Source organism: Streptomyces sp. NPDC006265 (genome assembly GCF_040613555.1).
Taxonomy (GTDB): Bacteria; Actinomycetota; Actinomycetes; order Streptomycetales; family Streptomycetaceae; genus Streptomyces.
This window is the reverse complement of sequence record NZ_JBEXSH010000024.1, coordinates 1-25,464: the sequence shown is the minus strand read 5'-3', so window position 1 is coordinate 25,464 and position 25,464 is coordinate 1. Positions and strand designations below refer to the sequence as shown.

31 protein-coding genes and 1 pseudogene are annotated in these 25,464 nt (G+C 71.0%); 4 read left to right on the top strand and 28 right to left on the bottom strand.

Translation table 11 applies throughout. The annotated features are described in order from the left end of the window. From ABZ281_RS04340 to ABZ281_RS04270, 15 genes are all read right to left on the bottom strand, one after another. On the bottom strand, nt 1-1,324 hold a 1,324-nt coding region (locus ABZ281_RS04340; protein WP_356651944.1), incomplete at its 3' end, for a LysM peptidoglycan-binding domain-containing protein. 5 nt (nt 1,325-1,329) lie between these two features. Next, nucleotides 1,330-1,767 (bottom strand): hypothetical protein, encoded by a 438-nt coding sequence (locus tag ABZ281_RS04335; protein ID WP_275539082.1) that lies wholly within the window; start codon nt 1,765-1,767, stop codon nt 1,330-1,332. 12 nt (nt 1,768-1,779) lie between these two features. Then, complete coding sequence (locus ABZ281_RS04330; RefSeq protein WP_356651942.1) at nt 1,780-2,217, bottom strand: TadE/TadG family type IV pilus assembly protein; 438 nt, start codon at nt 2,215-2,217, stop codon at nt 1,780-1,782. Then, nucleotides 2,214-2,633 (bottom strand): TadE/TadG family type IV pilus assembly protein, encoded by a 420-nt coding sequence (locus ABZ281_RS04325; RefSeq protein ID WP_356651940.1) that lies wholly within the window; start codon nt 2,631-2,633, stop codon nt 2,214-2,216. The genes ABZ281_RS04330 and ABZ281_RS04325 overlap by 4 nt, the downstream gene beginning before the upstream one ends. Then, nucleotides 2,633-2,830 carry a hypothetical protein gene (locus ABZ281_RS04320; protein ID WP_047181603.1) on the bottom strand — a complete coding sequence of 66 codons (198 nt, stop codon included), beginning with the start codon at nt 2,828-2,830 and terminating at the stop codon, nt 2,633-2,635. Before ABZ281_RS04320 ends, ABZ281_RS04325 begins: the two co-directional genes overlap by 1 nt. Nucleotides 2,831-2,857: 27 nt before the next feature. Next, nucleotides 2,858-3,757, bottom strand: a complete 900-nt coding sequence (locus ABZ281_RS04315) for a type II secretion system F family protein (protein ID WP_047181604.1) — start codon at nt 3,755-3,757, stop codon at nt 2,858-2,860. Then, nucleotides 3,754-4,683, bottom strand: a complete 930-nt coding sequence (locus ABZ281_RS04310; RefSeq protein ID WP_275539086.1) for a type II secretion system F family protein — start codon at nt 4,681-4,683, stop codon at nt 3,754-3,756. Before ABZ281_RS04310 ends, ABZ281_RS04315 begins: the two co-directional genes overlap by 4 nt. Further along, nucleotides 4,680-6,242, bottom strand: a complete 1,563-nt coding sequence (locus ABZ281_RS04305) for a CpaF/VirB11 family protein (RefSeq protein ID WP_356651937.1) — start codon at nt 6,240-6,242, stop codon at nt 4,680-4,682. Before ABZ281_RS04305 ends, ABZ281_RS04310 begins: the two co-directional genes overlap by 4 nt. After that, nucleotides 6,239-7,060 (bottom strand): hypothetical protein, encoded by an 822-nt coding sequence (locus ABZ281_RS04300; protein WP_356651935.1) that lies wholly within the window; start codon nt 7,058-7,060, stop codon nt 6,239-6,241. The genes ABZ281_RS04305 and ABZ281_RS04300 overlap by 4 nt, the downstream gene beginning before the upstream one ends. Next, nucleotides 7,060-7,755, bottom strand: a complete 696-nt coding sequence (locus ABZ281_RS04295) for an SAF domain-containing protein (protein WP_356651933.1) — start codon at nt 7,753-7,755, stop codon at nt 7,060-7,062. The genes ABZ281_RS04300 and ABZ281_RS04295 overlap by 1 nt, the downstream gene beginning before the upstream one ends. A gap of 18 nt (nt 7,756-7,773) precedes the next feature. Further along, complete coding sequence (locus ABZ281_RS04290) at nt 7,774-8,745, bottom strand: ATP-binding protein (protein ID WP_356651931.1); 972 nt, start codon at nt 8,743-8,745, stop codon at nt 7,774-7,776. Beyond that, a complete protein-coding gene (locus tag ABZ281_RS04285) occupies nt 8,739-9,317 on the bottom strand; it encodes a hypothetical protein (protein WP_356651929.1) in 579 nt (192 codons plus the stop codon). Before ABZ281_RS04285 ends, ABZ281_RS04290 begins: the two co-directional genes overlap by 7 nt. Nucleotides 9,318-9,756: 439 nt before the next feature. Further along, nucleotides 9,757-10,284: a hypothetical protein gene (locus tag ABZ281_RS04280; protein ID WP_356651927.1), complete on the bottom strand. Its 528-nt coding sequence runs from the start codon at nt 10,282-10,284 to the stop codon at nt 9,757-9,759. A 310-nt stretch (nt 10,285-10,594) separates the two neighbouring features. After that, nucleotides 10,595-11,566 carry an MBL fold metallo-hydrolase gene (locus ABZ281_RS04275; protein ID WP_356651925.1) on the bottom strand — a complete coding sequence of 324 codons (972 nt, stop codon included), beginning with the start codon at nt 11,564-11,566 and terminating at the stop codon, nt 10,595-10,597. A gap of 69 nt (nt 11,567-11,635) precedes the next feature. Beyond that, entirely contained in the window at nt 11,636-12,508 is an 873-nt protein-coding gene (locus ABZ281_RS04270; RefSeq protein WP_356651923.1) for a helix-turn-helix domain-containing protein, read from the bottom strand. Nucleotides 12,509-12,759: 251 nt separating this feature from the next. Between ABZ281_RS04270 and ABZ281_RS04265 the strand changes: the two are divergent. The 4 genes and pseudogenes from ABZ281_RS04265 to ABZ281_RS04250 form a co-directional block, all read left to right on the top strand. After that, nucleotides 12,760-12,840, top strand: a pseudogene (locus ABZ281_RS04265) (hypothetical protein); the annotation flags it as partial. Nucleotides 12,841-13,191: 351 nt separating this feature from the next. Next, nucleotides 13,192-13,476 (top strand): hypothetical protein, encoded by a 285-nt coding sequence (locus tag ABZ281_RS04260; RefSeq protein ID WP_356651946.1) that lies wholly within the window; start codon nt 13,192-13,194, stop codon nt 13,474-13,476. Between the two features lie 44 nt (nt 13,477-13,520). Then, nucleotides 13,521-14,225: a 3-oxoacyl-ACP reductase FabG gene (gene fabG / locus ABZ281_RS04255; protein WP_356651921.1), complete on the top strand. Its 705-nt coding sequence runs from the start codon at nt 13,521-13,523 to the stop codon at nt 14,223-14,225. A gap of 285 nt (nt 14,226-14,510) precedes the next feature. After that, nucleotides 14,511-15,761 (top strand): hypothetical protein, encoded by a 1,251-nt coding sequence (locus ABZ281_RS04250; protein WP_356651919.1) that lies wholly within the window; start codon nt 14,511-14,513, stop codon nt 15,759-15,761. 107 nt (nt 15,762-15,868) lie between these two features. On the opposite strand, the gene ABZ281_RS04245 is transcribed toward ABZ281_RS04250, so the two are convergent. The 13 genes from ABZ281_RS04245 to ABZ281_RS04185 all read right to left on the bottom strand — a co-directional run. After that, nucleotides 15,869-16,246, bottom strand: a complete 378-nt coding sequence (locus ABZ281_RS04245) for a hypothetical protein (protein WP_356651917.1) — start codon at nt 16,244-16,246, stop codon at nt 15,869-15,871. Next, on the bottom strand, nt 16,239-17,234 hold the full coding sequence (locus ABZ281_RS04240) for a hypothetical protein (RefSeq protein WP_356651915.1): 996 nt from the start codon (nt 17,232-17,234) through the stop codon (nt 16,239-16,241). Before ABZ281_RS04240 ends, ABZ281_RS04245 begins: the two co-directional genes overlap by 8 nt. Then, nucleotides 17,231-17,944: an HNH endonuclease family protein gene (locus ABZ281_RS04235; protein ID WP_356651913.1), complete on the bottom strand. Its 714-nt coding sequence runs from the start codon at nt 17,942-17,944 to the stop codon at nt 17,231-17,233. Before ABZ281_RS04235 ends, ABZ281_RS04240 begins: the two co-directional genes overlap by 4 nt. Before the next feature lie 101 nt (nt 17,945-18,045). After that, nucleotides 18,046-19,017, bottom strand: coding sequence for a hypothetical protein (locus ABZ281_RS04230; RefSeq protein ID WP_356651911.1), 972 nt, complete (start codon nt 19,015-19,017; stop codon nt 18,046-18,048). Between the two features lie 134 nt (nt 19,018-19,151). Continuing rightward, the gene (locus ABZ281_RS04225; RefSeq protein ID WP_356651909.1) at nt 19,152-19,508 is read right to left on the bottom strand and encodes a hypothetical protein; all 357 of its coding nucleotides are present in this window, start codon (nt 19,506-19,508) and stop codon (nt 19,152-19,154) included. Between the two features lie 30 nt (nt 19,509-19,538). Further along, on the bottom strand, nt 19,539-19,937 hold the full coding sequence (locus tag ABZ281_RS04220; protein ID WP_356651907.1) for a hypothetical protein: 399 nt from the start codon (nt 19,935-19,937) through the stop codon (nt 19,539-19,541). Between the two features lie 113 nt (nt 19,938-20,050). Continuing rightward, complete coding sequence (locus ABZ281_RS04215) at nt 20,051-20,440, bottom strand: hypothetical protein (protein WP_356651905.1); 390 nt, start codon at nt 20,438-20,440, stop codon at nt 20,051-20,053. 46 nt (nt 20,441-20,486) lie between these two features. Beyond that, on the bottom strand, nt 20,487-21,101 hold the full coding sequence (locus tag ABZ281_RS04210; RefSeq protein ID WP_356651903.1) for a TetR family transcriptional regulator: 615 nt from the start codon (nt 21,099-21,101) through the stop codon (nt 20,487-20,489). Between the two features lie 148 nt (nt 21,102-21,249). Further along, entirely contained in the window at nt 21,250-21,831 is a 582-nt protein-coding gene (locus ABZ281_RS04205; protein WP_356651901.1) for a hypothetical protein, read from the bottom strand. 133 nt (nt 21,832-21,964) lie between these two features. Further along, on the bottom strand, nt 21,965-22,390 hold the full coding sequence (locus tag ABZ281_RS04200; RefSeq protein WP_356651899.1) for a hypothetical protein: 426 nt from the start codon (nt 22,388-22,390) through the stop codon (nt 21,965-21,967). Nucleotides 22,391-22,462: 72 nt separating this feature from the next. After that, entirely contained in the window at nt 22,463-22,924 is a 462-nt protein-coding gene (locus tag ABZ281_RS04195) for a hypothetical protein (protein ID WP_356651897.1), read from the bottom strand. A gap of 101 nt (nt 22,925-23,025) precedes the next feature. Next, nucleotides 23,026-24,774, bottom strand: coding sequence for a hypothetical protein (locus ABZ281_RS04190; RefSeq protein WP_356651895.1), 1,749 nt, complete (start codon nt 24,772-24,774; stop codon nt 23,026-23,028). Nucleotides 24,775-25,017: 243 nt separating this feature from the next. Next, on the bottom strand, nt 25,018-25,464 hold a 447-nt coding region (locus tag ABZ281_RS04185), incomplete at its 5' end, for a BRCT domain-containing protein (RefSeq protein WP_356651893.1).

The window sequence follows — 25,464 nt, the reverse complement described above, 5'->3', positions numbered from 1 at the left end:
GGACGGCCGCGGCCAGGATGCTCCCTGCCGCGGCGATCGTCCGCACGCTCGTGTCGCCGCTGTCGCCGGCTTCCGCGGTCTCGTGCGCCTCGGGCGCCTGCGTGGGCGTGCCGTGCTGCTCCCCCTCGAGGTCGGGCGCAGGGCTCTGCGCGGCCGGCTGCTCGGTCGGGGTGTCCGGCCGGGCGGTCGGCTGCCCGCTGTCCTGCCTGTCCTTGTCCGCGCCCTGGCCGCCGGGGGTCTGGGCCGTCTCGCCCTTCTCCTTGTTGTTGTCGGCGCCCTGTCCCGGATTGTTCTGGGCGGGCGGCTGCGTCTGCTCGGCGCCCGGCCGGCCCTCGGTTTTGCCCTGGTCGGCGGGCTGCTCGCTCGGCGGCTGTGCCTCGTCCGGCTTTGAGTCGCTCCGGTCGCTGCCGGCTGCGGTGCGGATCTGCAGTTTCCAGCCGGGGTAGATCTCGTCGGGGTCGCCGAGGGCGCGCCCGTCGTCCTGCTTCACGCCCTTGTTCGCGTCGACGATCCGGGGGTAGGCGTCGGCGTCGCCGAGCTCGTCCTGGGCGATGCCGGTCAGCGTCTCGCCCGCGCGCACGGTGTGGGTCTCGGTCGTGGCGGCCTGGGAGCCGGCGGTCTGTGCCCGGGCTCCGCCCTGGTCGGCGGTGGGTGCGGGGGAGGCGTCGGCGGGCAGGCGCAGGGTCCAGCCGGGCTGCAGGACGGTGGTGTCGGCGGTGACGAGGGAGCCGTCCGACTGGCGTACGCCTTCGTTGGCGTCGACGATCCGGTGCCACTCGATTCCGGCGCCCAGGCGCTTCTCCGCGATGTCCCAGAGGGTGTCACCGTCCTGGACCTGGTGGACCGGCCCGCGATAGGTCGACGAAGCCGGGGCCGACGTCTCGGTCTGCGTGCCGGCGTTCACGGATGCCGTGGCCGCGGTGGCCGAAGCGGCAGGCGCCGCGGTGGCCGGGGTGGCCATGGCCGTCCCTGCGGGCAGAAGGATGAGGATGCCGCCGACGAGGGCGCCGGCCAGTTGCTGGGAGCCCCCCAGCATGCGGATGCGGGGCGCCCGGACGTGGCGCAGCGCGGCGCCCGTCTCCAGCACGACGGAGATCACGAAGCTGATCCAGCCGTACCAGCCGATGAGGGTGACCGCGCCCAGGAACAGCTGGCCGGTGTCGGGGCTGGTGAGGGCGGTGGTGATCTCGCCGACGCCCGGGACATGGTCGGGCAGGACGCCGATGCCCAGCAGCACGGCGGGGACGCCGGCCACGAGGGCGACCAGGGCGACCAGGGCGAGAAGCGCGCGGGCGATCGTTGCTGCGGTGCTTCGGTTTCTCATGACCCCTACCCCTGGTAGACGAGGTTGGCGCTGCCGGTGCCGGTGACTGTTCCGCTGGCGCCCCCGAGGTAGAGGGCGGTGTACGTCTCGGTCACGGTCACCTCCAGGGACCCGCCGTCCTCGCTCACCCGGACCGAGCCGTTGACGCCCTCGCGGCTGAGGTAGGTCCGCGCGGCGGCCACGGCCGCGTTGCGGTCCACGCTGACGCCTTGGCCGGAGATGGCCTTGCCCGCGTCGACGGCCTGGCCGCCGGCGCGTGCGGCCTCGTGCGCGACGCCCTCGGCGTGGGTGAGGGCCCGGAGCTTCCCGGCGCCGTCGTAGACGAGGGCGGCCACGAGGAAGAGCGCCACGATGGTGACGAGGACGAACAGGCTCATCGCACCGCGGTCGTCGCGCAGGGCGTGACGGATCCGCGAGGTGAGAGCGAAGCGGGCGGGTGTCATGCGGTGGTCCTGTCAGCCGCGCTGGCGGTAGGAGTCGATAGACGAGGTGAAGCTGCTGGTCATCGTCTTGGCACCGGGCAGGCCGGGCAATCCGATATCGGAGAGCCGCACGGTGCACGTGACCGTGGCCGTGGTGCTGGCCGGTTCACCGATCGGTGCGGCGAACCCGCCGGTGGACACGGAGACGGACGTGGCGGTGCACTGCAGACCCTGTTGGGTCAGCACGCTGCGCGCCATCTGCGATCCGGCGGTGCTGGCGGACCCGCCGGTGCGTTCCAGCGACGCGGCGCGCGCCGCGTTGCGGGCTGCGGTGTCGACGGCGTTGCTGGCGGACCCGATCCGGCCGAATGCGACGACCAGGAGCAGCACCATGATGAGGACGGGAAACAGGATGACCGCTTCCAGCGACAGCGAGCCGCGGTCGTCCCTGAGTCTGTGGATGAGGGTCACCGGGCCTCCGTGACACGCTCGGCAGCCGCGTCGGCGTGCTGGTCGATCCTGAGCTTCAGACCGGGGATCATCGTGTCGACGTAGCCGGTCACGCGGATCGTCACCGTCGCCCCCTTGCTTCCGCTCACCGACGTGCCCGAGATGCTGCCGCCGGCACGGGAGAGGAACTCGCGGGCCTCGGCGGTACCGGCGCCCGCTGACGCTCCGCGGACACGTGCCGACTCCACTCCCAGCTGGGCGGCGGACATCGCCACATTCTTGGCGTGCCACCACAGTCCGACGTGTACGACCAGCAGGATGGCCATCAGCACGACGGGAAAGATGATCAGCATCTCCAGGGACATGGCTCCGCGATCCCGCGCGTCGCGTTCGGCGAGCGCGCGGGACCAACGGCGGACAGTCCTGCGGAGGCGCATCACTTGATCGTGGCCGCCTTCTCGCTGATCTTGGTGGCGATCACGGCGACGGCCACACCGGCGGCGACCACGAGACCGGCGATGATCATCATGGTCTCGATGGATATGGCACCGCGGTCGTCGCGGGCATCGCGCAGCCGGTCGATGCGGGCGGCGAAGAAGGCCTTCAGGAAAGCGAAGTTCGGGTCGATACCCATCGTGTTCTTCCTTGTCTCTTGCGGGAGTTAGCTGGCCATGATCCGCGAGATCGCGGGATAGCCGATGTAGACAGTCATGATCAACACGAGCATGGCGACGGGCATCACCATTTTTTCCGAGGCCATGTTGGCCTGGGCCTTCGCAGCGGTGACCAGGGCACCGGAGAGCGACTTGGCCTGCGCGCCGAGGGTGTCGCCAACGGCTGCGCCCTCCTCGCCGGCGATGGCGATGATGTCGGCCGGCGCTCCGAGTTCGGGAACGTCGAGTTCGAGAGAGAGACGCTTGAGGCCCTCCCACGGGCTGATGCCCTCGAGTTCGGCGCGGGTGATGGTGTCGCGGATCTTCGCGAAGACCCAGCCCTCACCGACCTCCGCGGCCCGCTTCAGGGCCTGGGTGGGCGCGGCGTCCGCGGCACGCTCGAGCTGGACCAGGCGCAGGTATGCCTTGACGGCGTACCGGAAGTCCTCCTTGGCTTCCACGGCCTGCTGCTTGAGCTGGAGATCGGGCAGCAGCCAGAAGATGACCGCGAGCCCCAGCCCGGCGATCGCCGGGATCGCCACGGGAAAGGGGTAGCCGGCCAGGTTCGCCAGGCTCACCACCAGCACGGGAAGCAGCAGTCCGTACAGGGCGAGTGCGAGCTTGCGGCCCAGGTGCGCGGCCGGGGAGCGGCCCACGAGTTCCAGCTGCTGGCGGGGCAGGCGCAGGGTGCCGTCCCCGACGGTGCGCAGCAGGAAGACTCCGGCCTTCTCCATCAGGGTGTTGGCCTGGCTGTCGCGGTTGCGTTCGAGGTTCTCCAGCCGGGTGGCGTCCATCCTCGACAGCACGTCGCCCAGGTCGGGCCGGCCCGGGAGGACGCCGCGGGCGGCGATCACCAGGCCGAGACCGGCGACGGCGCCGCCGATGACAGCGTAGGGAGAGAGGTTCACGGCGTCTCCTCAGTGATCTGGCCGCCGGATCGGTCGGCCGGAGACAGGAACCGGGGCGCGGGCTCGATGATCGCCATGCGGCGCATCCAGACCTTGACCAGGACGAAGGCGATGGCGACGAAGACGAGGACGAGCTGTCCCGTGACGGTGTTGTAGGGCTCGACGTAGGTGCCGGAGAACGCGGTGACACCGAAGATCCCCAGGCAGAAGATCGTCACCCAGCGGTCGTTGGTGCGCGGCTTCTGCCGGTCGGCCTCGACCTCCCGGCGGGAGAGGACCTCGTGCTGGAGTGCGCCGGCGAGCTCGCGCAGGGCCTTGCTCAGGCCGCTGCCGCGGTCCGTGACGTGCAGGATCAAGAGGGCGGCGACCTCGTCGACCATGGCGTCGTTCAGGTCGTCGGCGAAGGCCCGGTAGGCGTGCTCGGGAACCCAGCCGGCCTGCTGACGGGAGACGAGCAGACGCACGTCCTCGCGGATCGCCTTCGGCACGGTCTCCAGGCTGCGCTGAATGGTGGCCTCCAGGCTGACACCGACGGTGTGGATGTCGGACATGCGCCGCACCCACTCCTCGATCGCCTCCAACTTCTCGATCTGCGACTTGCCGGAGCCGGACGTGTTCAACAGCCAGGGCAGGCCGGTCACGACGGCGACGGTGAGCAGGCCGCCGACCAGCCACCCGGTGAACAGCCATACCCCCAGGCCCGCCACCACAGCGCCGGCCAGCCGGACCTGGCCGCGCGCCCACCACGACGTAGGAGTACGGGTGTCCTTGACGAAGAAGCCGCGGATCTTGCGCTCCAGACGGCTGCGGCGCCGGACCGTCGTCGAGGGCGCCCAGCCCACGCCGCCGGCCACGGCCACGACGAGACCGCCGACAGCCGCAAGGCCCGCGAGCGCGGCGAGCAGGGAGCTGAGGGTGAGCGTCACAGCGGCACCACCGTCTCCAGCGGCGCGCCCCAGCCGCCCCACGGGCGCTGCAGCACACTTCGGTCCAGGCCGGCGCGCACCAGGTCTTCCAGGTTGGTCTGGGAGATGTTCCCGTGCGGGACGGCACGGGGTTCGCGGCGGCCGTCCTGCTCGCGCGGGGCGAAGACCATCTGGTACGAAGGCCGGCCGCCCTCGCCGATGCCCGTGACCTCCATGACGTGGGACACGAAGCGGTGCTTGCGCCCGGGCTTGCCGTCCGGGGCGACGAGTTCGCTCTCGTCGACCAGGCGTACGTAGACGACGAAGTCGACGGCCTGGGCGATCAGCCGGTAGGCCAGCGTCTCGGTCATGCCGATGCCGGCTTCCAGACACAGGGTCGCCAGACGCTCGATCGAAAGCTGAGGGCTGCGGGCGTGAAGGGTGGCCATCGACCCGCCTTCGCCCTCGTTCATGGCGTGCAGCATCGGCACGACTTCCTTGGAGCGGACCTCACCGACGATCACGCGCCGCAGCGACATGCGCAGCAGCTGCGGAAAGAGGTCGGAGAGGTTCAGCTCGCCCTGGAGCTTGCCGTCCGCGCCGCGCTCACCGTTCGACTCGCGACCCTCGTAGGCGACGACCTCCGGACCGTCGGGGTCCTCGTGGAGGTGGAGTTCGTACTCCGACTCCAGCGTTCCCACGCGCTCGGTGCGCGGGATCTCACGGGCCATGGCACGCAGCAGTGACGTTTTTCCGACGCCCTGGGAGCCCACCACGATGACGTTCTTGCGACCCCGGACCGCAGCGCGCAGGAAGTGGGCGAGGCAGGAGTCGATGGTGCCCCAGCGGACCAGGTCGTCCAGGCCCTGCCCGCGGGTGCGGTGGCGGCGGATGACGATGCTGGGCCTCGGCGTGACGTACGCAGAGGCGGCCAGGCGGGAGCCGTCAGCCAGCCGGAGGTTCAGGTTCGGCGTGGCGGGCGTCAGCGCACGCTCACCCTGTCCCTGCATACGCGCGAGGTGGTTGATGAGGTTGATCAGGTCCCGGTCCGTCTTCGCGATCGGGTCCCACGTCATCGTCGGGCGGTCGGCGTAGTCGACGCGCACCTTGTCGCCGTAGATGATGATGTTCTCGACGTGCGGGTCGTCCAGGAGCGGCTGGAGACGGCCGGCGCGGAACAGCTCGTCGAAGACGGCCTCTCGCACAGCCCTTTCCTGCTCAGGGCTCAAGTCCGTGCCGCTGGCCGCGTACTTCGTCGCCCATTCCGAGACGACCTGCCTGATGACCGACTGGCCGCGCTGCCGGCGGTCCTGCTCGGTCATGGACGCGTCCGCGCCCGCGGCTTCGCCGATCTTCATGCTGGCCCGGGAGCGCAGTTCGGCGATCACCTCGTGCCCGACCGGGAGCGCGGCCGGCCCCGAGGCGTCGGAGACGCGCAGGTCCTCGGGCAGACGGGCGGGAGAGACCTGGGCGGGCACCGGTCGCAGGACAGGTGCGCCCTGCCGGGTGGTTTCGCTGAGGGCCTGGGTGAAGAGGGTCGTGTAGTCGGGGGCCGGGGTCTCCGGCCTGATGTCGGTCATGATGCCCTCCCGGCGACCGTCGGCAATCCGGCCGGCCGCAGCTGCACACGGCGCCTGGTCACCAGTTCGTTGATCGTTTGGTGGGCGGTCCGTGCGGAGCGCAGCAAGGTCCGCGGCATCTTCTTGTAGGCCCCGTGCGTGAGGACGTCGGCACTGTCTGGGTCCCACGCGAGCATGCCGACCACGGGCGCCTGCAAGTGCTGCTGCACCTGACTGGAGTTGAAGGAGCCCTCCTCGATCAGGAGCACCCCCAGCGCGTCGGAACCCGTCCCGTGGTGAGCCAGTTCCTCCCGCAGAACCCGCACCGCGGGCGCGGCGGCCGCGATGGAGGCCTGGGTGGTCCGCACGACCATGAGCACGACGTCGGCGCGGTGCAGCAGGGGCGTCGGGTAGCGGGTCATGCTCAGCCGGGACTCGGACTCGGTCAGGATGCGGCCGGCGTCGATGATCACGTCGTGGCCGGTCTGGTCCATCACGCTCAACAGACGGGAGATCGGGTCCCAGGTGCGGCTGAGGGAAGCGGCCTGCGTGGGATCGGTGAGCCCCGGCAGAAGCAGCCGCTGCCCACTGTTGTCGCGGTCCAGGCTGACGAAGTGCTGGGAGAACTCACGGGCGAGGGTGCCCTGGCGGTCCGCGGCCGCCAGGCGGTGCAGACCGACGGCTGCGCTGCCCTCGCCGCCCAGGTATCCGGCACGGACCGTGCCGCCGCCCGGGTCGGCCTCCACGAGCAGGGACGGCTTCGGCGAGGCCAGGGTAAGGGCGAGCGCCGAGCACGTGACCCCGCTGGACTTGCCCGACACCAGTGCGATGACCGCCATCAGCTGGCCGCCTTCAGCACGACGGTCACCGCGCCCCGGGCGGCCCAGGTGGCCAGGGGCGCGCTGTCGGTGCCTGCGACCGCCACATCGACGACGACCGCACCGTTCGCGTCCGGCGCCGAGACGCCCACGACGATCGCGTTGATGGTGTCCGCGGTCTTCTGCGTGGACGATCCCTTCGCCACATCGGCGTCGTCCTGCGGCGTGTGAACGAGGGCGACCGCGTCGCCGGCGCGCAGTCGCTGCGCCGGAAGCTGTCCCGGCTTGGCGAGGATGCCCACGGTGTCGCGGCCCTTGGCGACGGGACTGCCCTCGCGCACCGAGGAGTCGGTGACGAGCGTGCCCTTGGGCAGGTCGGCGACGGCGGTCTTGCCGACGATGTCACCGCTGCGGCTGACCGGAACCGGCGCGAGTGCGGCATCGGGAGCGACTTGCGCTACGACGAGGTCGCTCTTCTTCACCTTCTCGCCCGCCTTGACGTCGTGCGCCAGGGCGATCACCGGAGTCCGGTTCCCGGCCTCGTCGACCTGCCACACCGCGAGGAGCGCCCCGACCGCCGCCAGCGCCAGGCCGGCGCCGACGACAACCGGGCGGCGCCGGCGCCGGGGGGCGTCCTGGGTGATGGGGACAGGGCCGCCGGGGGCTGCCGCGGCGGGCTGGGCAGCCGTGTTCTTCTTCGCGAATGTCGTCGCCATGAATGCTGTGCTTCCTCGTTAGTTGACGACTTGGAGTTCGCCGATGTTGATCGCGGTGCCGGCGTTGCGCGTCTCGTTCGGCAGCGTGCCCGTCTCACCGTTGGTGGCGGTCCAGTCGATCACCCAGGTAGTCGTCGCGGTGACCTTGTAGGAGCCGCCGTCGGGCACCTTGGTGTAGGTGTGGCCGCAGTCCGGGGACTCCTTCTTCCCGAAGGACTGCTGGTACGGAGTGCCGGGCTTGGTGCAGGTCTCGGACGAGCCGTCGCCCATGGACCAGGTGATGGACTTGACGTGGGCGGTCGCGGTCACCGACAGGCCACCGGCGGCCGCGGTCGTGGACTGCGGGCCCCAGGTGTTGGGTGTCTCCTCGGTCCACAGCCATACGGGCATGCCGACCAAGCCCTTGGAGCCGGCGGGAGGTGCGCTGCCGACCTTGGCACCGTCCAGGCGCATCATGCTCAGGGCACGCTGCGCCAGTTCGGCTGCCGTGGGGCCCTGCTGGCCCAGCGGATCGGTTTCGGACCAGCGGGCGAAACCGTCGGTGGGTGTGGGGCGGGCGTGGATCTGCGCCATGCACGCGAAGCCGTAGATGGCGCCGGTGGTGTGGCCGTCCCAGATCGGGTCGGACTTCGGGGGCTGCGGGTCGAGCTTGCGGATGTAGCAGGCGTAGGCCTCGCTCCAGGTGCCGACGCCGGGAATGTGGCATTCCCATCCCTCGGTTCCCGGGACGGTCGTCGCGCCTGTGGCACACGTCTTGCCGTCGCCCTTGCCGCCGCCTCCGCCGCTCCCTCCGCCGCCGTGCCCGCCCGTGCCGCCGTTGTCGCCGCCCCCGCTGCCTGTGCCGGGTACCTCGACGCCGGCGCAGACCCAGGAGCTGTTGCAGGAGCCGACATCCGTGTCGCCTCCGTCCGCCCACGCCTGAGTGGGAAGGAGGAGGTAGACGATGCCGGCGAGCGCGGATATGACGGCCGCGGCCCTGCGGGTCAGCATGTGCGGTCCTGCTGCTGGGTTTCGACGATCATCCACTTCTCGCCGACGGTCCGGGCCGAGATCGTGGTGACGAAGCGGGTGAGCCGCTCCTTGGGCAGCTTGACCTCGTCGCCCGTCTTCTCCTTCAGCAGCTTCCAGTTGGTGACGTCGACGCAGTCGGTGATCGTGGCCTTCTTCGGCGACTCGTCCAGGCTGACCGCCGTGACCTCCGGAGAGAGCTTCGGCTCACCCTTGATGACGTTGCCGCTGATCTTGAGCGCGACGAGTTCGGACTCGGCCTTGCCGAGAGCCTTGTCGAAGGCGTACTTGTCCAGGTCCGTGCCGACGGGGCTGGCCTTCGCGTACGCCTTGACCTGCGCGTCCCAGTAGCTGCGGTAGACCGCCAGGACGTCGGCCTTGGCCGCGGCCTGCGGGTCGGCACTCTTGCTCGCGCTCGGGCTGCTCGAGGCCTCGGGCTTCTCCTTCTCGCCGCTCCCGCAGCCGGCGGCCGTGACCGCGACGCTGAGAGCCGTGGCCGCGACCACCGCACGACGCAGCCAGTGGTTCGTGCCGGAAGCGTTTGAGATCGACACTGGCGTATCCCCCTTGTGAGTAGTGGTGACGGCTTGGATCGTAGGAAACGGAGGCGTGGCCTCAGACAAGGGCACGGCCGAAGCCGGGGGTGACAGGGGCCGGACGTGCGGCGAGGCCGGACTCCGCCGGGCACCGGACGCCTGACGGCAGCCCGGCGGTGCGCCGCGGCCCTGGGGGTACAGGTACGGCTCCGGGCGCGCCGAGGCGCGCGGCAGGAGCGGCCGGGTGGCCGAGGCTGTTTGCGGAGCCGGCGGTGGTCTGGTTCAACGCGACTGTCCCCCTCGCGGTCTGGGACTGGGCGTCTCCCACAACGCGATCAGTCCGAGCCTGATTGTGGCCAGAAAGATCAGGTGCTGCCAGGCTCCGTTTTTTCCGGTAGACGCACTTCCGGTATATGCCGCTGGCGCGGACGGTTCGAAAAGACTGTGGCCAGGGCCTTCAGGGCTTGATAAGCAAGGCCGCTCCCGATGCGCGCAGAGCATTCCGCGCGGCCTCCTGGTCGGCGCCGGTGATGGCGTTAAGTCGACGTTCGACGAAGGGCGTGGAGGGGTGATCCTTGCCGTAGACCGACTGCAGCAGCGCCAGGAGAGACGTTCCGGTCCTGACGGCGTCGGGCGCGTTGGTGACGGTGAGCCAGGAGGCCGCACCGTTGCGGGCCTGCCGGCGGATCTGGCTGTGCCCGGCATCCAGAACCCGCTGCCAGGCACCGGCGGCGTACACCGAGACCTCGGTGGCCATGGCGGGATGCCCGGCGAGCTGGGCGCAGAAGGCGACGAGCTCGAAGGCGTGGAGGGTGTAGTTGTGCAGGGGGCCGTGGCTCTCGGCGAGCTCCTCGCTGAGGGTCCGGGCGGCCGTCAGGGCTTCCTCGCACCGGCCGGCGCGCAGCATCTGGCGGAAGCTCTCGATGCGGGGGGCGAGGAACTCGGGGACGGCGGCGGGGACCGGCAAGGCGATGGCGGGGCTCATGAACTCTCCCTGGGGCGAGGCGGCTTCGAGCGGATGCCGCCACCGGGGGGCCGGCGGCGGCATCCGGAATCGAGTCCAGCAACGGAGTGCTGCTCGACCGCGCACGTCAACGGGCGTGGGAGTGCCCTCGGTGCCTGGGTGGGCGCTGCCCCGTGCATGCACGGCGCGCCGACATCGGTAGTTGACCGGCTCGCGCGGCGCGGGGCAAGCCCCGCGCCCTCCGAGCGGTTCATATTTCAATGATCGGAACGGAACGGGCCGCGCTGTTTCACCAGCCGGAATTGGCGAGGTGCGGCCACCGGGCAGCAGATCAGGGCGTGAGGGGGCCGGCCGAAGAGCGGTCCCAGGCGATGCGTGCCGCGTGGTCCATCAGCTCCAGCAGGTCCGGCGCGGTGGAGTCCTGGTCGAGGTGGCGGTACTCGGTGCTGAGGGTGATCGCGAGCCGCTCGGGAAGGCCGAGGCCGGGGTAGCGGTCCTCCTTGATCAGGATGCGGGCCGCCTCGACGGCGGTCCGGCCCTGGCCGTGCATCACGTATGCCTGGTCCGCGAGGTCGTCGAGGTAGGCGACGTAGCGTCGCAGGCCGTCGGGAGTCATCAGCGGTCCGTGGCCGGGCACGATCCATTCGGGGTCGAGGTCCAGGATCCGCAGGCAGGCGGCGGAGACGCGCTCCAGGGGGCCGGCCCAGTGCGAGGGGTGGTCTCCCGCGAAGACGATGTCGCCGGCGAAGACCACGCGCTGCTCTGGCAGATGGACGACGAGGTCGCCGACAGTGTGGGCCGGTCCGACCTCGTGGAGCTCTGCGGGTATGTCGCCGACGCCGAGGTCGTGGCGCCCGGTGAACGTTGTGGTCGGCGGGAGAACCTGTATGCCCGCGAAGTCGAACCTGCCGAAGTGCTCCCGGAAGTACCAGCCGAGCGGCTGACCGGGGTCGGTGTCGTGGATGAGCGCCTGCAGCTGCTGCGGCTTCGGTTCCAGGCACTGGTGCGCGAGTGCGGCGTAGGTGGCGAAGACCTCGGCGCCGGGAAGTTGCTGAAGACCCCAGGTGTGGTCGCCGTTGGCGTGGGTGACGGCGACCCGGTCCAGCGGGACGCCGGGGCCCGCGGCGGTGCGGGCCGCGGTGAGGAAGGCATCGGTCAGGGCGGGTGTGTAGGGCGTGTCGATGACGAGGGCCTGGCCCCCGGAGACGACAAGACCGCAGTTGGCCAGGCCCCAGGTTGCCCCGTGTCCGGGCTGCCAGGCGAAGACGCCGGGCGCGATCTGCTTCAGGTCAGTGGTAGCCATGGGCATGCATTGTGCGTGCCGCGGCCGCCCGGACGAAATCTCTCCGCCCGGCCGGCCGCGGGCCCGGCGTCAGGGGTGGGGTGTGAACGGAAGGAGGAAGAAGCGGGCGCCCGGGCTGCCGAACGGCTGGGCGGCGCACATGGTGACAGTGCCCAGCTGGGACGGCGCGTGCCGCTCGCAGCACCGGGTGCGGTGGTCCTCGGTGCCGCGCGGGGCCACGTAGCCGGCATGCCGCATCGGTCGGGCATCGCCGTCGGGGTGGATGTACGCGAGGCTGTGGTCGCGGTAGATCGGCCCCGCCACCGCGTCGTCGTTGACCTCCTTGTCGAGCAGCCGGAGATCCTCGTTCTCGGGGTGAGCGGCCACCGCCGTGCGCAGCTGGGCTGCGACCTGCGGCGCCCAGCGTGTGTCCCAGTCGACCAGGTGATGCTCGCGCGCGTCCTCACGCAGGAGCATCCACCGGATCAGGTTGCGTTCGGGCAGCTCCGGGGACTTCCCCTCGGGCTGCGGGAACATCCGCTTGAAGTCCTCGTTCGCGGCCAGCACGTTCCAGGCGACGTCGTTGATGTAACAGGGCTGCCCGGACACGCCGTTGACGGCCACCTGCCACGCCGGGTCGACGTTCGACCCCGCGCACGGATCCATGGGGAACGGGGGCTCGTAGCCGATCGCGTAGACGTAGAGCGCGGTCCGCTCGCGCTCCTCCATGTTCAGCACCTTGGCCACGCTGTCGAGGAACAAGGTGCTCGGCTGGGACGTGTTTCCGCGCTCGAACTCGGCGTAGGTCTTCTCCGTGACGAACAACGCCTGCGCCACCTGGGCCTGCGACAGCCCGCGCGCGCGCCGGCCCCGGCCGGTGCGCTTGGGCCAGCCGAGCTCGACCGGGTCTATCTGCTTGCGCTTCCATTGCAGCAGCTGCTGCAACGCCTCCTTCTGATTCAACTTCGAACCTTTCCCCGTGTCGCCATCCCCGTGCTGACCCCGCGATATACCGGAAGCGCTCGCTCCTGAAATTCGAGGACCGGAAAATTCAGAGCCTGGTGAGCAGGATCTTGTCCGGTAAGAATCGGCCACTGGATCGAATCCGCGTTGTGGGAGACGCGAAGGTCCTCCACAACCGCGAGGGGGAGTTCGCGTTGCTGCATCCCGTTGCCACCCCGCCCGACCGCACCGGCGGCACCGTGGCACGCACCATGGCGGTGCTCAGAGCGCTGATCTGCCTCGGGCCGGGTGAACACCCTCTGGCCTCGGTCGCCGAGTCCGCGGACCTTCCCGCGCCGACCGCTCACCGGTATCTGCAAGCCTTGATGCGGGAGGGCGCCGTCGAACAGCGGGGGCCGCGTGCTCGATACGCGCTGACTGACGCGCTGCACGGTCCCTCCCCTTCGACGCCTTCCCAGCCCCTCCAGGCCGGCACGCCCTCCCCTGCGGTGAGGGCCGAGATCGTCACACTACAGTCGAGAACAGGCCAGGTCGTATTTGTTTACCGACCACACCTGATCGGCACTCCGATGAGGATCTGCGCGGAACGGGCATACGGTCCACACGCTGACGAGATCCTCACATCCCCTCAGATCGCATTGCGTTCTCTTGAGTCAGCGCCGCTGGAGGCCGATGCCGCCGGCATGGCGATCCTCGCCTGTCTCGGCTCCGTCGGCGCCAACAAGATCGACACCGCGTACGTCCGTGAGGAAGGTCACGCGATCAGTCCTTCCCCGCTTCCGGGCCGCACAATGATCGCCGCGCCCGTCTGGTACGGCTCGGCCGTCGCCGGTTCCGTCGCGCTGCTGGCCAAGGACGGGCCCATGCGAAGAGCCGCGACCCGCGCCCGGTACGTGACCGCCGTGATGGACACCGCCGCGGCGATGAGTGGACACCTCACCCGCTCCGGCACGCGCCGGGCCAGCTGATTGACTACAAACCCCCACAGAGCAGCACAGAAAGGCGCCATTCCGTGTCCCGTTCAGTCCTGATCACCGGCGGCAACCGCGGCATAGGCCTCGCCATCGCCCGTCACCTCGCCGAGGCCGGCGACCGCGTCGCCGTCACCTACCGCTCGGGCGAACCCCCCGAGGGCCTGCTCGCCGTCCGCTGCGACATCACCGACACCGATCAGGTCGACGCCGCATTCAAGGAGGTCGAGGAGCAGCACGGCCCCGTCGAGGTCCTCGTCGCGAACGCCGGCATCACCAAGGACCAGCTCCTGATGCGTATGAGCGAGGACGACTTCACCTCCGTCGTCGACACCAACCTCACCGGCGCCTTCCGCGTCACCAAGCGCGCCTCGCGCGGCATGCTCCGCGCGAAGAAGGGCCGCGTGGTGTACATCTCCTCCGCCGTCGCCCTGCGCGGCGAGAGCGGACAGGCCAACTACGCCGCCTCCAAGGCCGGCCTCGTCGGCTTCGCCCGCTCCATGGCCCGCGAACTCGGCTCCCGCGGCATCACCTTCAACGTGGTCGCCCCCGGCCTGACCGAGACGTCCATGAGCCAGCAGCTGAGCGACGAGCAGCTCGAGAACCTCAAGGCCCAGATCCCGCTCGGCCGCCTCGCCCGCGCCGGGGAGATCGCCGCGACCGTCGCCTTCCTCGCCTCCGAGCAGGCCGCCTACATCACCGGTGCCGTGGTGCCCGTCGACGGCGGCGCCGGCATGGGCCACTGACCACCGTGACCGCCCGCCACCCTGGAGACCGATGAACGCATGACCTGACAGGAGGCAGTCCCCCGTGGGCTGCCCCGCGGCAGCAAGCCCCGGTGTGTCCAGCACCTCAGCCCGCCCGCCGCACCTCTGCCACCACCGGGCGAGTGTCCAGCCCACCCGGTGAAGAACCCGGCCCGAAGACCGGGCAACACCGCCCCTGCCAGGGCGGATCACCTTGGTTCCCGAAGAACCCGGCCCCACCGAAGAGGGGCTCGCGCATGCCCGAAAGGAGGGCGTGCCCTGCCCATGATGCAGCATGCCCACGCGCCGGTCCACGCAGCCGCCGCTCCGCCGTGCCCTCCGCGCGGACAAAACCGAATATCCCCGAACAACCGATTCACCCAGGTCTGTGAGCACGCGGACCAGGAGATCGGCACCACCGCGTCCCGGCGCACCCGGCGCGGTGACTTCCTGCGCGCCGCCACCTGGGCCATCACCCAACGCCTGCACCCCAAGGCCGGTGACACCACACTGCGCGTCGCACGCGACCTCGCCGCCCGCCTGAACGCCGACGGGCACGTCGCCTACTGCCGCGACACCATGTGGCGCCGCCTCGGCATCAGCCGGCGCACCCTCGAGCGGCACATCGCCGTCCTGCGCGAGCTCGGCCTCCTCGTCTGGACCGTCCACGGAAGCCGCACCAACACTCGTGCCGCCGGAAGCGGCGAATGGGCCGGCACCGCCACCATCTACGCCGCCGTCGTCCCGCCTGCCTGGGACGACGCCCTCGGCCACCGCGTGAGCGGCCACGGCTACCACGCCCGGCACATCGGATTCACCGACCGCGGACGCCAGATGGCCATCGCCGACGCCCGCCGACGCGCCCGCCCGGCCCGCCGCCGCGATCGCCGTGACACCCCTTCCTGTAAGACCAACCACCCACGTCCTACAGCTGAGGTGAGAGAGAAGAACAACAACACCAGCGCACCCCGCGGGACGCCACCGCGACCCCGCCGCCGACACGAAGTACCCGAGCCCTACAGGGCCACTCCCGGCCAGGCCGCGCACGCCGTCTCGGTCGCCGCCTGGGTGCGCCCCCGGGTGCCCTGGACCCAGGGCGAGAGCCTGCGCCGCCTCGCCTTCGCCCTGCGGCCCTGGATCACCAGCGGCCTCTCCGCAGCCGACATCGCCGCCGACCTGTCGGTCTGGCGCGTGCCCCGGCGCCCGGCCTCACCGGCCAGCGTGATCATGACCCGCTGGAACGAGGCCGCCACCCAGGATGGGCCCGCCGCACCCGACACCGGCGAGGACACGCCTTGCGGGGTCCCGCCCAACGCGGCCTTCCTGGCGGCCATGGACGCCGTCCGCGCCCGCCTCACCAGCCTGTCGCCGCCCGTCGAGGCGGAACCCGATCCCCCCGGCTTCGTCATCCGCGACCGCATCCTCGCCTCGTTCGCGGAGGCGGACCGGGCCCGCCGCGCGCGCACCGCCGAGCAGTGCTCCACCTTCGCCGAGTGGGAGGCCATCTGCGACGCCCGAGAGCGAGCCCTCGAATGACCCCGCGCCGGCCCAGTCCACGCACGTACGGCACCCACCAGGCCATGGCGCCGATGAGGAACCCGACCACGAAGCTCTCGGACCGGAACACGCTGCCCCCTTCCCATTCAGGACGACTCGGCCGTCGGGGCGGCCTCGGGCACGGACTCCTCGGCGGTCTCCCCCTGCGCCTTGCCTTCGGCGCCGCGCCGGCGCGTGCGGATGACCGCCCGCACCGACCGGAACAGGGCACGGACCAGTCGCCACAGACCGACCGCGCCGCAACCCACCGCCGCGCCGCTGGCCCCCAGACGCGCGAAGGTCTCCAGCCAGCCCGGCCAGTGCAGGTAGCCCAGCGTCAGCGACGTGCCGATCAGGCTCAGGCTGAGCACCATCAGGACGCTGCTGTGCCCGATCACCCCCCAGGTGCGCTTCAGTTCGGCGTAGGCCTCCGGATTCGCCTCCCGCCACGGGACGCGCCGGCCGGTCTGCTCGTGCTCACTCATCGCTCTCTCCGCTCCGTACACGCTGAGTTCCGTCGTCGTGGGCCCCGCCCAGGATTTCCCGGGCATGGCGCAGTCCCTCTCCCAGCTCCTCCAGTTCCAGCCGTGCTTCGTCCAGCACGTGCCGGGGCAGCAGCCCTTCGGGCAGCGCGGGCCTGACGGGCACGGCGGCCGCGCGGTCGTCGCGGATCGCCGACTCCACCGCTTCCTCCTGCCGTTCGACCTCGACGGCCTGGTCGACCAGGAGCGCGAGCGACTGCGCGTATCCGAAAAGAAGGCCGCGGGCTTCCACGTCGTCCGCCGCCAGCGGCACCAGCCCGGCCGCATCCCACACCAGCCGCGGCAGCACCGCCGCCACGCGCGTCAGTTCATAACGCGCGCTGCGCTCGGCGAGCATGCGCATCCGCTGCTCGTCAGCCAGCATCCGGAAGAAGACCGCCGCGTACGCCTCGCCCGTCTCGACCGCGCGCACGCGACGCCGGGTGAGGCGCCTGACGGTCACGGGCAGCCCGACGGCCGCGGCCACGCCGAACGCGCCGGCTGCGAGAAGACCGGTTGCCGCCGGCAGCAGGGAGGTTGCCGGGCCCAGAGCGGCGAAGGCGGCCACGGTGAACAGCGCGGTTCGGCCGACCGGGAGAGGGCGGGGAAGGTCGAGGCCTCCCAGCGTCCAGATGCGCAGGGCAGCGCGACGCCCCCACACCATCCGGCACGCCCAGCGCCCCAGCCGGTGCTGCTCCGGGTCGAAGAGTCCCGCCTCACGCAGCGCACCCGCGCGGTCCGGCCCGAAGATGTCCCAGCGCAGCCAGCCGCCCCGGGTCCGCTCGCGTATCAGCAGCAGTGCTTCCACGGCGGCCTTCTCGGTGGCCGGGTCCGGGAACCGGCCACCGAGCTCGGCGCGCACGGTGTGGTGGAGCCGGGCGGCTTCCCGGACCGCGTGGTTCCACCGCTCCCGGTCGGCGTCGAAGGGCAGCGGCTGTGCGGCCAGCCTCATCGCCGGGCCGCCTCGGCCGGACAGGACTCCAGGGCGGTGCGCAGGGCCGTCTTCTCCGACGGCGTGACCGACAGGCGGTACTTGGTCTTCACGCGGACCTGCGCGGTCGCGTACCAGCAGTGAACCTCGGCGCGCGGAGGCATCCACGCAGCGGCGTCTTTGGCGCCCTTGCCGGCGTTCGTCGGACCGTCGGTAGCAACCAAATTTTCAAGATCGTTCGCGAAGTTCAGCCTCTGCTCGGCGGTCAGGTCCCGGGCTCCCGACTGCCACCCGAGCGCCAGCGGGACGACGTGGTCAATCTGTACGGCCATCGACGTGCGGGGGCCGCGCTTGAAGTCGATCGTCCGGCCCGTGTACCGGTCGTGAAGAACGCCGGACAGGACGGTGCAGCCGTCCTCGGCCCGAACGATGTCGTCCAGGTCGCGGGCCAGGACGTCCTGACGCGTCGGACAGGAGTTCCCCGACATCTCGACTGTGCCCGCATCGCTCCATGCCGGTCCGAAGGCGTCGCGGCTGTATCCGGCGAGGGAGGTCTGCGTGTGGACCGTCAGGTTGTTGAGATGGGCCAGCGCGGTTCCGTTTCCGGCCGCGGCCGGGCCGCGAGCGGGGGCGGCATCGGCGGCGGAGCCGGGGGTAGTGAGCGGTCCGCAGGCGGAGGCGGCAAGTGCGCCGGCGAGCACGAGGCCGGCGGCCAGGAGGCGAGGGGCCATGTAAGGGAGTCCTGTTCGGGTCGGAGAGGGCACCGTTCACCTGCTACAGGTGTGGCGAGGTCCGACGGTGTGACAGTCCGCCCGAACTTTTCTGGGTTCCTTCAGCTGAGCGTGCCCTCGAAGGTGGCCTTGGAGCCGCCCGCGTCGACTGCCTCGACCGTCACCGGGCCGCCGACGGCGGACTCCGGGATGCGGAAGGAGGCGGTCTGCGTGGCGGTGCGGTACGGGGCGATCGCGGCGTCGCGGTAGCCGTACACCGGACGGACGGTGGCGGCCAGGTGCAGGTCCTGGCCGGTCAGGATCCGCAGGGTGGTGCCCAGGCCGGGCATCGGGTCACCGGAGCGGTTGACGACGCTGAGCTCCAGGCTCCCGGTGCGCGAGGCACCCTCGCCGCTCACCGTCACCTTGCCCACGCGCACCTGGCCGTTCCACTGCCCAAGCGGCGTGACCGACTGACCGGCCGGCGCACCCTGCGGCGCGTGGGCGTCCGTGGAGGCGGCGGCGCCTGGCAGGGCGCCTTCGAAGAACAGCAGCTCCGGCTCGGCCAGCCCCTCCTCGGTCGCCTCCACGGTCACCGTGACCGGCAGGCCCTGGGCCTGGTCGGGAAGCACCAGTTGCACGTTCCTGTCGACGGACCCGTTGGGGCGCACCTGCTGCGGCTCGTCGGCGGAAGAGGATGCGCTGCTGTCGGTGGCTTCGGCAGCGGTGCGGCCGAGCACTCCGTAGCGGGCAGTGACGGCGGTCCGCGGCGCGGTCGCGACCTGCGCCCGCTGGTTGGCCACGGTCACCCGAGCCGTGTACGCGCTCGCGCCGGCCGGCACCCCGGGCACGGCCCCGGCCGGCAGCCGCTCGAAGCCCTGCAGCGTCACCGTCCACGTCCCGTCGCCGAGCGGCAGTGCGGTTCCCGGCTTCGCGATGCTGTCCGGCAGCACCGTGGAGGGCGAAGGCCGGACAGCCGGGGCGCTGTTCGTCGGGTTGCCGTCGGCCTTAGGGCCGCTGTCGGAGTCGGCGCAGCCGGAGACCAGGACCGCGCCGGCCAGGAGCACGGTCGGAAGGGCGTGGCGCAGGCGCATGGTGAACATGGTTCCCCCAAGTCAGGTACCGGATCTCGGTCGAGGGGGATCATGCCAAAACGCGTCTGGCCGGGGCCGGACGCGTCTTTTGGAGTGTCTGATTCGGGCCGCCCGCCGACTGTGCGGGCGGCGGTTCACAGCGTGAGGGGGATGGGGACGAGGAAGTACTCGGCGTCGCCGACACGAACGCGCAGCGGGTGTCCGGGCGTCAGGGTGAACAGCCGGTGGTGCACGGTCGCCGGGGAGTTGCGCACGGACAGCGAGGGCTCCAGCGCGGTACGGACGGCAGCGCGGGAGGTGTCGGACAGCGGGTTGCGCTCGGCGATCTCGGCGCACTGGTCGAGCTGGGCGTCGGTCAGGTCGGGCCCGAGGCCCTGGCGGAGGGCCTCGACGGCGACGGCCGGGGCCAGGACCGCCCGGTTGTGATCGCGGCATACGTGGCCGGGCGTGCCGTGAGGCTGGAAATGACGGGCGGTGCCGATGGAGGTCAAGGGGAACTCCCGAGGGTGAGGAGGGCGGCGTCAGTGCACGCGGATCGTCGCGGTCTCGGCGACGGTCAGGACGTGCGCGGGGAGCGTCGGGCGGCCTTCGAGCATCGCCCGGTACATGCGGTGCACTCCGTCGATCAGCAGACGGGCGGGGCCGCTGTCGAACTCCAACGTGGCGATGATCACCGGCTGGCTGAGGTCGGTGCCCATCGCGTGTTCGGCGCTGAAGTGGGACTGGTCCGGGCCGAAGACGGGGCACCAGGGCGGGCCGTCGTAGTCCGGCCTGAGCAGGCTCAGGTGGTAGGCGGCCGACCAGTCGTCTACGGGGGTCTGCTCTGCGGCGCGGGGGCGCTCCTCCAGGAGGCGCATGGCCCCGTCGATGTCGAACAGCCAGCGTCCGTACTTGAACAGTTGGGGGGAAGGGTTGGTCACGGTTTCTCGCTGACGGGTCGGGGATCGGTGAGGCGAAGGGGGCGGGTTGCAGTGGCCGGCAGGCACGAGGGCCGGTCGGGCGCCACCCCGGAGTTGGGGCGGCGCGGGCCGTTTCAGCGGGGGCCGAGCGGGATGACCAGGACGCCGACGTGAGGCAGGCTCATCTCGGCCAGCAGATGGGTGGCCCTGCCGTCAGGGGTGCTCGGATCGCCGGGTTCCAGGCGTATGGCGCCCCGGTGGGGGCCGCGCGAGGGGTAGAGCTGCACCGTGTTCCCCGGTGCGTTGTGCTCGAAGACGCTGATGGCGGCGTAGTCGAACCCGCCGCAATTCGGGTAGCGCTCGGCGACGGCCGCAGACAGGGCGGTGACGAGTTCCGGGCTCGGTGAGGCGACCGAGAGGGGAAGTGGGCAGCGACGCGGCCGGATGCGCAGAGCAAGGGCGCGGATCAGGACGCTGAGGACGCCGAGGCCGAAGCCGATGGCGAGAGAGGCTGGCTGGATCACGGTGTTCCTTCTGGGGTTGCGGCCGGGCTGGTGGCGGAGCGTGGCTCTAGGCGCCGGTGGTGGTCACGGCGGCGTGGACGAGGCGGGCGAGCCCCCGGCGTCGCTGGCGCTTGGTCAGTCCCTGCACGCTTCCGGCGTTCTCGTGACCGGCGGCGGCTGTCAGGCCGGACACGAGGGCGTGGACCAGTTCCTTGCCCTCGCCGCTGGGCGCAGCCGCCGTCAGGGCCCGGACGAGGGGCCTGGTGGCCGCGAAGTACGCCTTGACGAAGCGGGGGTCCCGCTCGGCCGCGACGGCGGTCAGCACGCGCATGACTGGGAGGTGATCGCTCCAGCCGTCGAGTACGGCGTCGACGAGCCGGGTGGCGCCGGAAAGTCCGTCCGAGGACCAGGCGCCGTCCTCGAAACCGGCGAGTGCCGCGTTCGTCTCCTCGACCAGGAGCCGGGACGCTTCGAGGACGACGCCCTCAATGTCGGCGAAGTACTGGTAGAACGTCGCGGGCGACGTGCCCACCACGTGGGCGATGTCCATCACCTTGATGTCGCGGTAGGGCCGAGTGGCGAGAAGCTCGATCGTCGCGTCCAGCAGCTTCTGGCGGGTCTGGAGGCCGCGCTGGTTGGGCACGCGGCGCTCGGGGGTGCGGGTCACGATGCGGTTGGGCACAGCCGTCTCCTGAGCTGGAGGGAGGAAGGGGAGTGGACCAGGTCTGGGGCGGTGCCGCCGGACCCGACGAACGGTCACATTACACATTGAAAAATGAATAAGCAACACACCGGGCGGGGATTCGCGACCTCCCGCCGCCGGCCGAGGGTCAGCTTCCGCCTGCGGGGAGCACCTCGGGGCCGAAGCGACGCTCAAGGAGGGCGAGTGCACGCGAGCGCTGGCCGTCGACCCACGCGCGCTCCTCGGGAGCGAGGGAGGCGTGGACGGCTACCTCGTAGTCGGACGGCGTCTCCCAGAGAGGGACGACGACGGCGGCGATCTCGCGGGCAGCCTCAACCCAGTCGGCGGCGGCGTCCGCCGGAACGTTGAACAGCGGAGCGCCGGGGCTGGCCGGGTACGGGTCTTGTTCGAGCGGGCCAGGTGTGCGGGCCAACTCTGCGGCATGTGTACGAAGGTGTTCGGCGGGACAGGTTCCGTCGACGTACTGCTGCTCAACTGCCCTTCCGTGTTCGCGCAAGAGGGCAACGTGTTCGGCGGGGAGCTTGAACTGCTTGTGCGTGCTGCGGCAGTCGCGTCCGTCCCGGCCGTGTCGCCGCACGACCTCGCCGTCCCGCCACTCGTATCCGCCGCCGAGTACCACCAGGACGTGGTGGAGGGCCTGGGTGCGATTAAGTACCGAACAGGGGCTCTCTCGGATCATCTCGCTCAAGGTGTCTTCGACGCCTGCCATGAAAGACCTCCTGGGTGTGGTGAGTTGAAGCCGTCCTGGCTCACACTGCCTGGGCGGATGAGGGGGTGACCGTTGGTGATCCGGAACCCGGTAGCGCGGGGTGCCGACATGCATGACTCTACATATTGAAAGACTAATAAGCAACATCCGGCGGGTTGGCGTCCCCGCCTTCGATCTGCGCTCGCGCGGCCCTGGCGGCTGCGTTCGCGTTCTCGGCGTGGAAGGTGTCGATCCACCGGGAGAAGTCGTGTTCGCCGCCGTCCAGTTCGACAGCGGCAATGGCGTGTTCGCCCGGAAGAACACCGGCGATCAGCAGCGCGTCGACGCGGTCGTATCGCCGACCGAGGACCGTGAACACCCCTCCCGTGCCGGGCGGCTCGACCTGTGCAGGCGGCCCGGCCGGGTCCAGACCGAGGTCGGCGAACCTCTCCCCCAGTGCGCCGGCCAGCTCCGCGGGCTCCGGTCGGCGCCCGGGGCCGGCATCGCGCAGGGAGCACCACACGCGGAACAGGGACGCCACGGCCGAGCCGCTCGTGGTGGTGGGGTCGAAGCGCAGCATGACGGTTCCTCCGAGGACTTGAGGAAAGGGAGCGCCGGGCAGTGTCCCGGCACGGAGTGACGGGGGCATTTCTCACGCCTCGGGCCGCGGCGCCTTCGGGGCTCGGGCGGACATGCGGTGGGTGAGGGCATGCGCGCCGGCGAACGCCGCCCCTGCGGCGAGGGCCAGGTAGTCCACTGCCCGTCCGCGCAGGACGAGTGCCTCACCATGGCCGAGCAGCAGCACGGTGCAGACGGCGAAGGCTCCGGCCACCAGCGCGGCGTCCAGAACGGCCGCGGCAGTGCCCCACACCCAGTGGGCGCGAGCCGGGGCTACCTTGCGCTCGTCCCGCCTGCGGAGGACGGCGCAGGCCCGCTGCCGGGCGAGCCGGCGCGTTTCGACGACAAGGACAGCGAGCGGGACGACGAACAGCCACATGACGGGCTGCTCCACCAGGACGCCGCATCCGGCGAGCAGCGCCACCAACCCGTAGACGGTGTGCAGCGGCTGGCAACGGCGGTGCTGGACGGTGCGGGGAGGGAGGTCTTCGGACATGGTTCTCCTCGGCTGAAGACGATCGGGATGTCGGGCTTGATGCATGGGCCGTGGGACCTGTGGCCGGGCGGGACGGGGCCTGCCCGGCCACACGGGGACTGCTAGGTGTTCGCGGCACGCCGGGGCGTCGCCGATGGGCGGAGCCGGGCGCGGCGCAGCCGGTCGGACCACGGAGCGTCGGCGGGCCCTACGGGGTGCTCGGGGATGGTGATCTCGTAGTGCGGGCAGCTACCGGGCTTTTCCGTCTCCAGGAGGGCGTGCCGGTGGGAGTTCGGGCACTGCTGGCGCTCGTGCTCCTCCCTCCAGTAGCGGACCGCCAGCGTGCGGCCGGTTCCGCCATCGCGCGGCTGGCTCGGCTGCTCCTCCCGGAAGCGCTCGCCCGCGTCCGGGTCCACCCACCAGTTCTCGACCTGGCCGGAGTCGGAGATGCCCCGTCGCCGTTCGGCCTCGCGCTTGCTGGGCTTGAGCTGGTGGACCTGATGGGCCAGGACCCGCACCGTAGACCGCTTGTGCTGGGTCAGAAGCTCCCACAGAGCCCGCACGTGGCGGAGCATCAGCTCCTGGCCGCCCTGGCGGCCCGATCCGCTCAGGTACCGCTCAGGGGCGTGGGGGTCGCGAAGCCGGGTCTCGGGCTCCAGGACCTCGCCGGGGCGCGCCAGCAAGGTCTCGTACGGCGAGAAGGGCAGCTGTAGCAGCGACTCGTCGCATGTCAGCGCGGTGACCCACGTCCAGGGGGCGTCATCGGACGGAAGCTCCACCGGCTCCAGGACCCGGTCGGGACGCAGAAGGAACCAACTTTCCTCCGCCGGGGGCGACCACGGGCCCCACACGTAGCCGACGATGCGTCGGCCGTTGGGCAGCGCGAGGGGGGTGTCGAGGAACAGCATGCCGCGCGAGGCGGGGAGGTGTGCGGGATCGAACGGGGTCGTGCTCTTCTCCGTCCGCCGCACCACGCGGCGCAGTGCCATCTGGCCGAGGGAGTCGCCGATCTGGAAGAGGCGGGCGGAGGAGGCCCGGTCGGCTTCCTGGCGCAGCTGTGTCACCACGGCCGCCTCCAGGCCGTCCGGATGCCCGTAGGGCGCCAGCCGCTCGCGCTCGCGGCGGTACACCTCGGCCTTCGTCCGCGCCCAGTCGAGACTCTGCCTGTGGGCCTCCACGTACCGGCGGCGCCACGTACGGATGCGGTGCTGATCGGGAGTCTCCCAGGTCGCGTTGTCTGCGCGTGCGAGACTCCGGCCCGGGGTGGCTTCACCGGGGCGCAGCCCCAGCTCGCGGAACCGGCGGACCTCGGCGTCGGCGTCATCGACGACGACGTCCGGCGGGTCGATGATCATCCGCTGGTGCCTGTCGTTCGGATCGAGTGCCCATTCCATGCCCGCGAGCTGTGCCAGCACCGCGCGAAGGGTCTGCTGGTCCGTCGTCTTCAGGAAGTCGAGAACGAGCAGCTGGACCGTGTTCGGGTACGCGTCGGCCGCCGCGAACCGCAGTATGCGCTTGAGGAACGCGCCGCCCGGGCCGTGCTGGCCGCTGGACAGCGTCAGAAGCTGATCCGCCGCCCGCTGGTCGCCCAGTGCCGCGTTTGCCAGGTGGTCGTACACCTGCCGGAAGACGGCCATCTCCTCTTCTTCGGTGAGGATGCGATCGAGGGCGCCCCGTACCCGCGCCGAGGATGCCGGTGGGACTTCTGCCGCGACCGGCGGCCGCACCAACTGACCGGCGGCGGCGTGCAGCTCCCGGTACAGCTCCAGCTGGAGTTCGGTGAGGATCAGGAGGTCGTTGGGCTTGACCGGAGTCCGCTTGGTGGCACGAGCCGCGATCGCCAGAAGCTCGGAATCCGACAACCCGGGCATGTTCGAGTGCATGTCATCCCTACCTGGACGTGGGGTGTTTGGGGAGAGGTCGCGGGTGCCGAGCACCAGGCGATGACATGACAGTACACATTGAAATATGAATACGCAACACAGGTGAAGTGGGGGCCGCGCCTGGAGGGTGCGAGCGCCCGTCCATGGCGCGGCCGTTCAATGCGCTGGACCGCGCAGGGGCCGAGACGGGATCACGCTTACGGCGCGACGCCCGCCCCGGCCCCCTTCGCGTCAGGCCAGGTAGTCGGCGACCAGGTCAGCGAAGTCCTCGGGGGCGAGGACCGTGACGCCGAGCGCGGCCGCCTTGACCGCCTTCGAGCTGGGCTTGCCCCCGGTGGACGGCGCGGCGACGAGGATGGACGTCTTCGCACTGACGCTGCTGCCCGCGCGGCCGCCGGCCTTCTCGATCAGGGCATTCATCTCGGACCGCCCGTAGGCCTCCAGCCGCCCGCTCATCTTGCCGGTGACCACCACGACCTTGCCGGCCAGCGGACCTGCACCCTCCGCCGTCGGCGCCCCCTGGGGCTCGGTCATGTTGACGCCCGCCGCGATCAGCTTGTCGATGACCGGCGCCAGGGCGGCAACCTGCTCGACGATGACCGGGGCCTTCTCGGAGCCGATGCCCTCGACGCCCTGCAGAGCGGCAGCATCAGCCTGACGGATGGCGTCCATGGTCCC

Bases quoted from the DNA above. Each gene is read 5' to 3' on its own strand.
- ABZ281_RS04335 (WP_275539082.1), bottom strand. From the start codon at position 1,767: ATGACACCCGCCCGCTTCGCTCTCACCTCGCGGATCCGTCACGCCCTG.
- ABZ281_RS04325 (WP_356651940.1), bottom strand. From the start codon at position 2,633: ATGCGCCTCCGCAGGACTGTCCGCCGTTGGTCCCGCGCGCTCGCCGAA.
- ABZ281_RS04320 (WP_047181603.1), bottom strand. From the start codon at position 2,830: ATGGGTATCGACCCGAACTTCGCTTTCCTGAAGGCCTTCTTCGCCGCC.
- ABZ281_RS04305 (WP_356651937.1), bottom strand. From the start codon at position 6,242: ATGACCGACATCAGGCCGGAGACCCCGGCCCCCGACTACACGACCCTC.
- ABZ281_RS04300 (WP_356651935.1), bottom strand. From the start codon at position 7,060: ATGGCGGTCATCGCACTGGTGTCGGGCAAGTCCAGCGGGGTCACGTGC.
- ABZ281_RS04295 (WP_356651933.1), bottom strand. From the start codon at position 7,755: ATGGCGACGACATTCGCGAAGAAGAACACGGCTGCCCAGCCCGCCGCG.
- ABZ281_RS04290 (WP_356651931.1), bottom strand. From the start codon at position 8,745: ATGCTGACCCGCAGGGCCGCGGCCGTCATATCCGCGCTCGCCGGCATC.
- ABZ281_RS04280 (WP_356651927.1), bottom strand. From the start codon at position 10,284: ATGAGCCCCGCCATCGCCTTGCCGGTCCCCGCCGCCGTCCCCGAGTTC.
- ABZ281_RS04275 (WP_356651925.1), bottom strand. From the start codon at position 11,566: ATGGCTACCACTGACCTGAAGCAGATCGCGCCCGGCGTCTTCGCCTGG.
- ABZ281_RS04260 (WP_356651946.1), top strand. From the start codon at position 13,192: ATGGCGATCCTCGCCTGTCTCGGCTCCGTCGGCGCCAACAAGATCGAC.
- ABZ281_RS04250 (WP_356651919.1), top strand. From the start codon at position 14,511: ATGATGCAGCATGCCCACGCGCCGGTCCACGCAGCCGCCGCTCCGCCG.
- ABZ281_RS04245 (WP_356651917.1), bottom strand. From the start codon at position 16,246: ATGAGTGAGCACGAGCAGACCGGCCGGCGCGTCCCGTGGCGGGAGGCG.
- ABZ281_RS04240 (WP_356651915.1), bottom strand. From the start codon at position 17,234: ATGAGGCTGGCCGCACAGCCGCTGCCCTTCGACGCCGACCGGGAGCGG.
- ABZ281_RS04235 (WP_356651913.1), bottom strand. From the start codon at position 17,944: ATGGCCCCTCGCCTCCTGGCCGCCGGCCTCGTGCTCGCCGGCGCACTT.
- ABZ281_RS04230 (WP_356651911.1), bottom strand. From the start codon at position 19,017: ATGCGCCTGCGCCACGCCCTTCCGACCGTGCTCCTGGCCGGCGCGGTC.
- ABZ281_RS04205 (WP_356651901.1), bottom strand. From the start codon at position 21,831: ATGGCAGGCGTCGAAGACACCTTGAGCGAGATGATCCGAGAGAGCCCC.
- ABZ281_RS04200 (WP_356651899.1), bottom strand. From the start codon at position 22,390: ATGCTGCGCTTCGACCCCACCACCACGAGCGGCTCGGCCGTGGCGTCC.
- ABZ281_RS04195 (WP_356651897.1), bottom strand. From the start codon at position 22,924: ATGTCCGAAGACCTCCCTCCCCGCACCGTCCAGCACCGCCGTTGCCAG.
- ABZ281_RS04190 (WP_356651895.1), bottom strand. From the start codon at position 24,774: ATGCCCGGGTTGTCGGATTCCGAGCTTCTGGCGATCGCGGCTCGTGCC.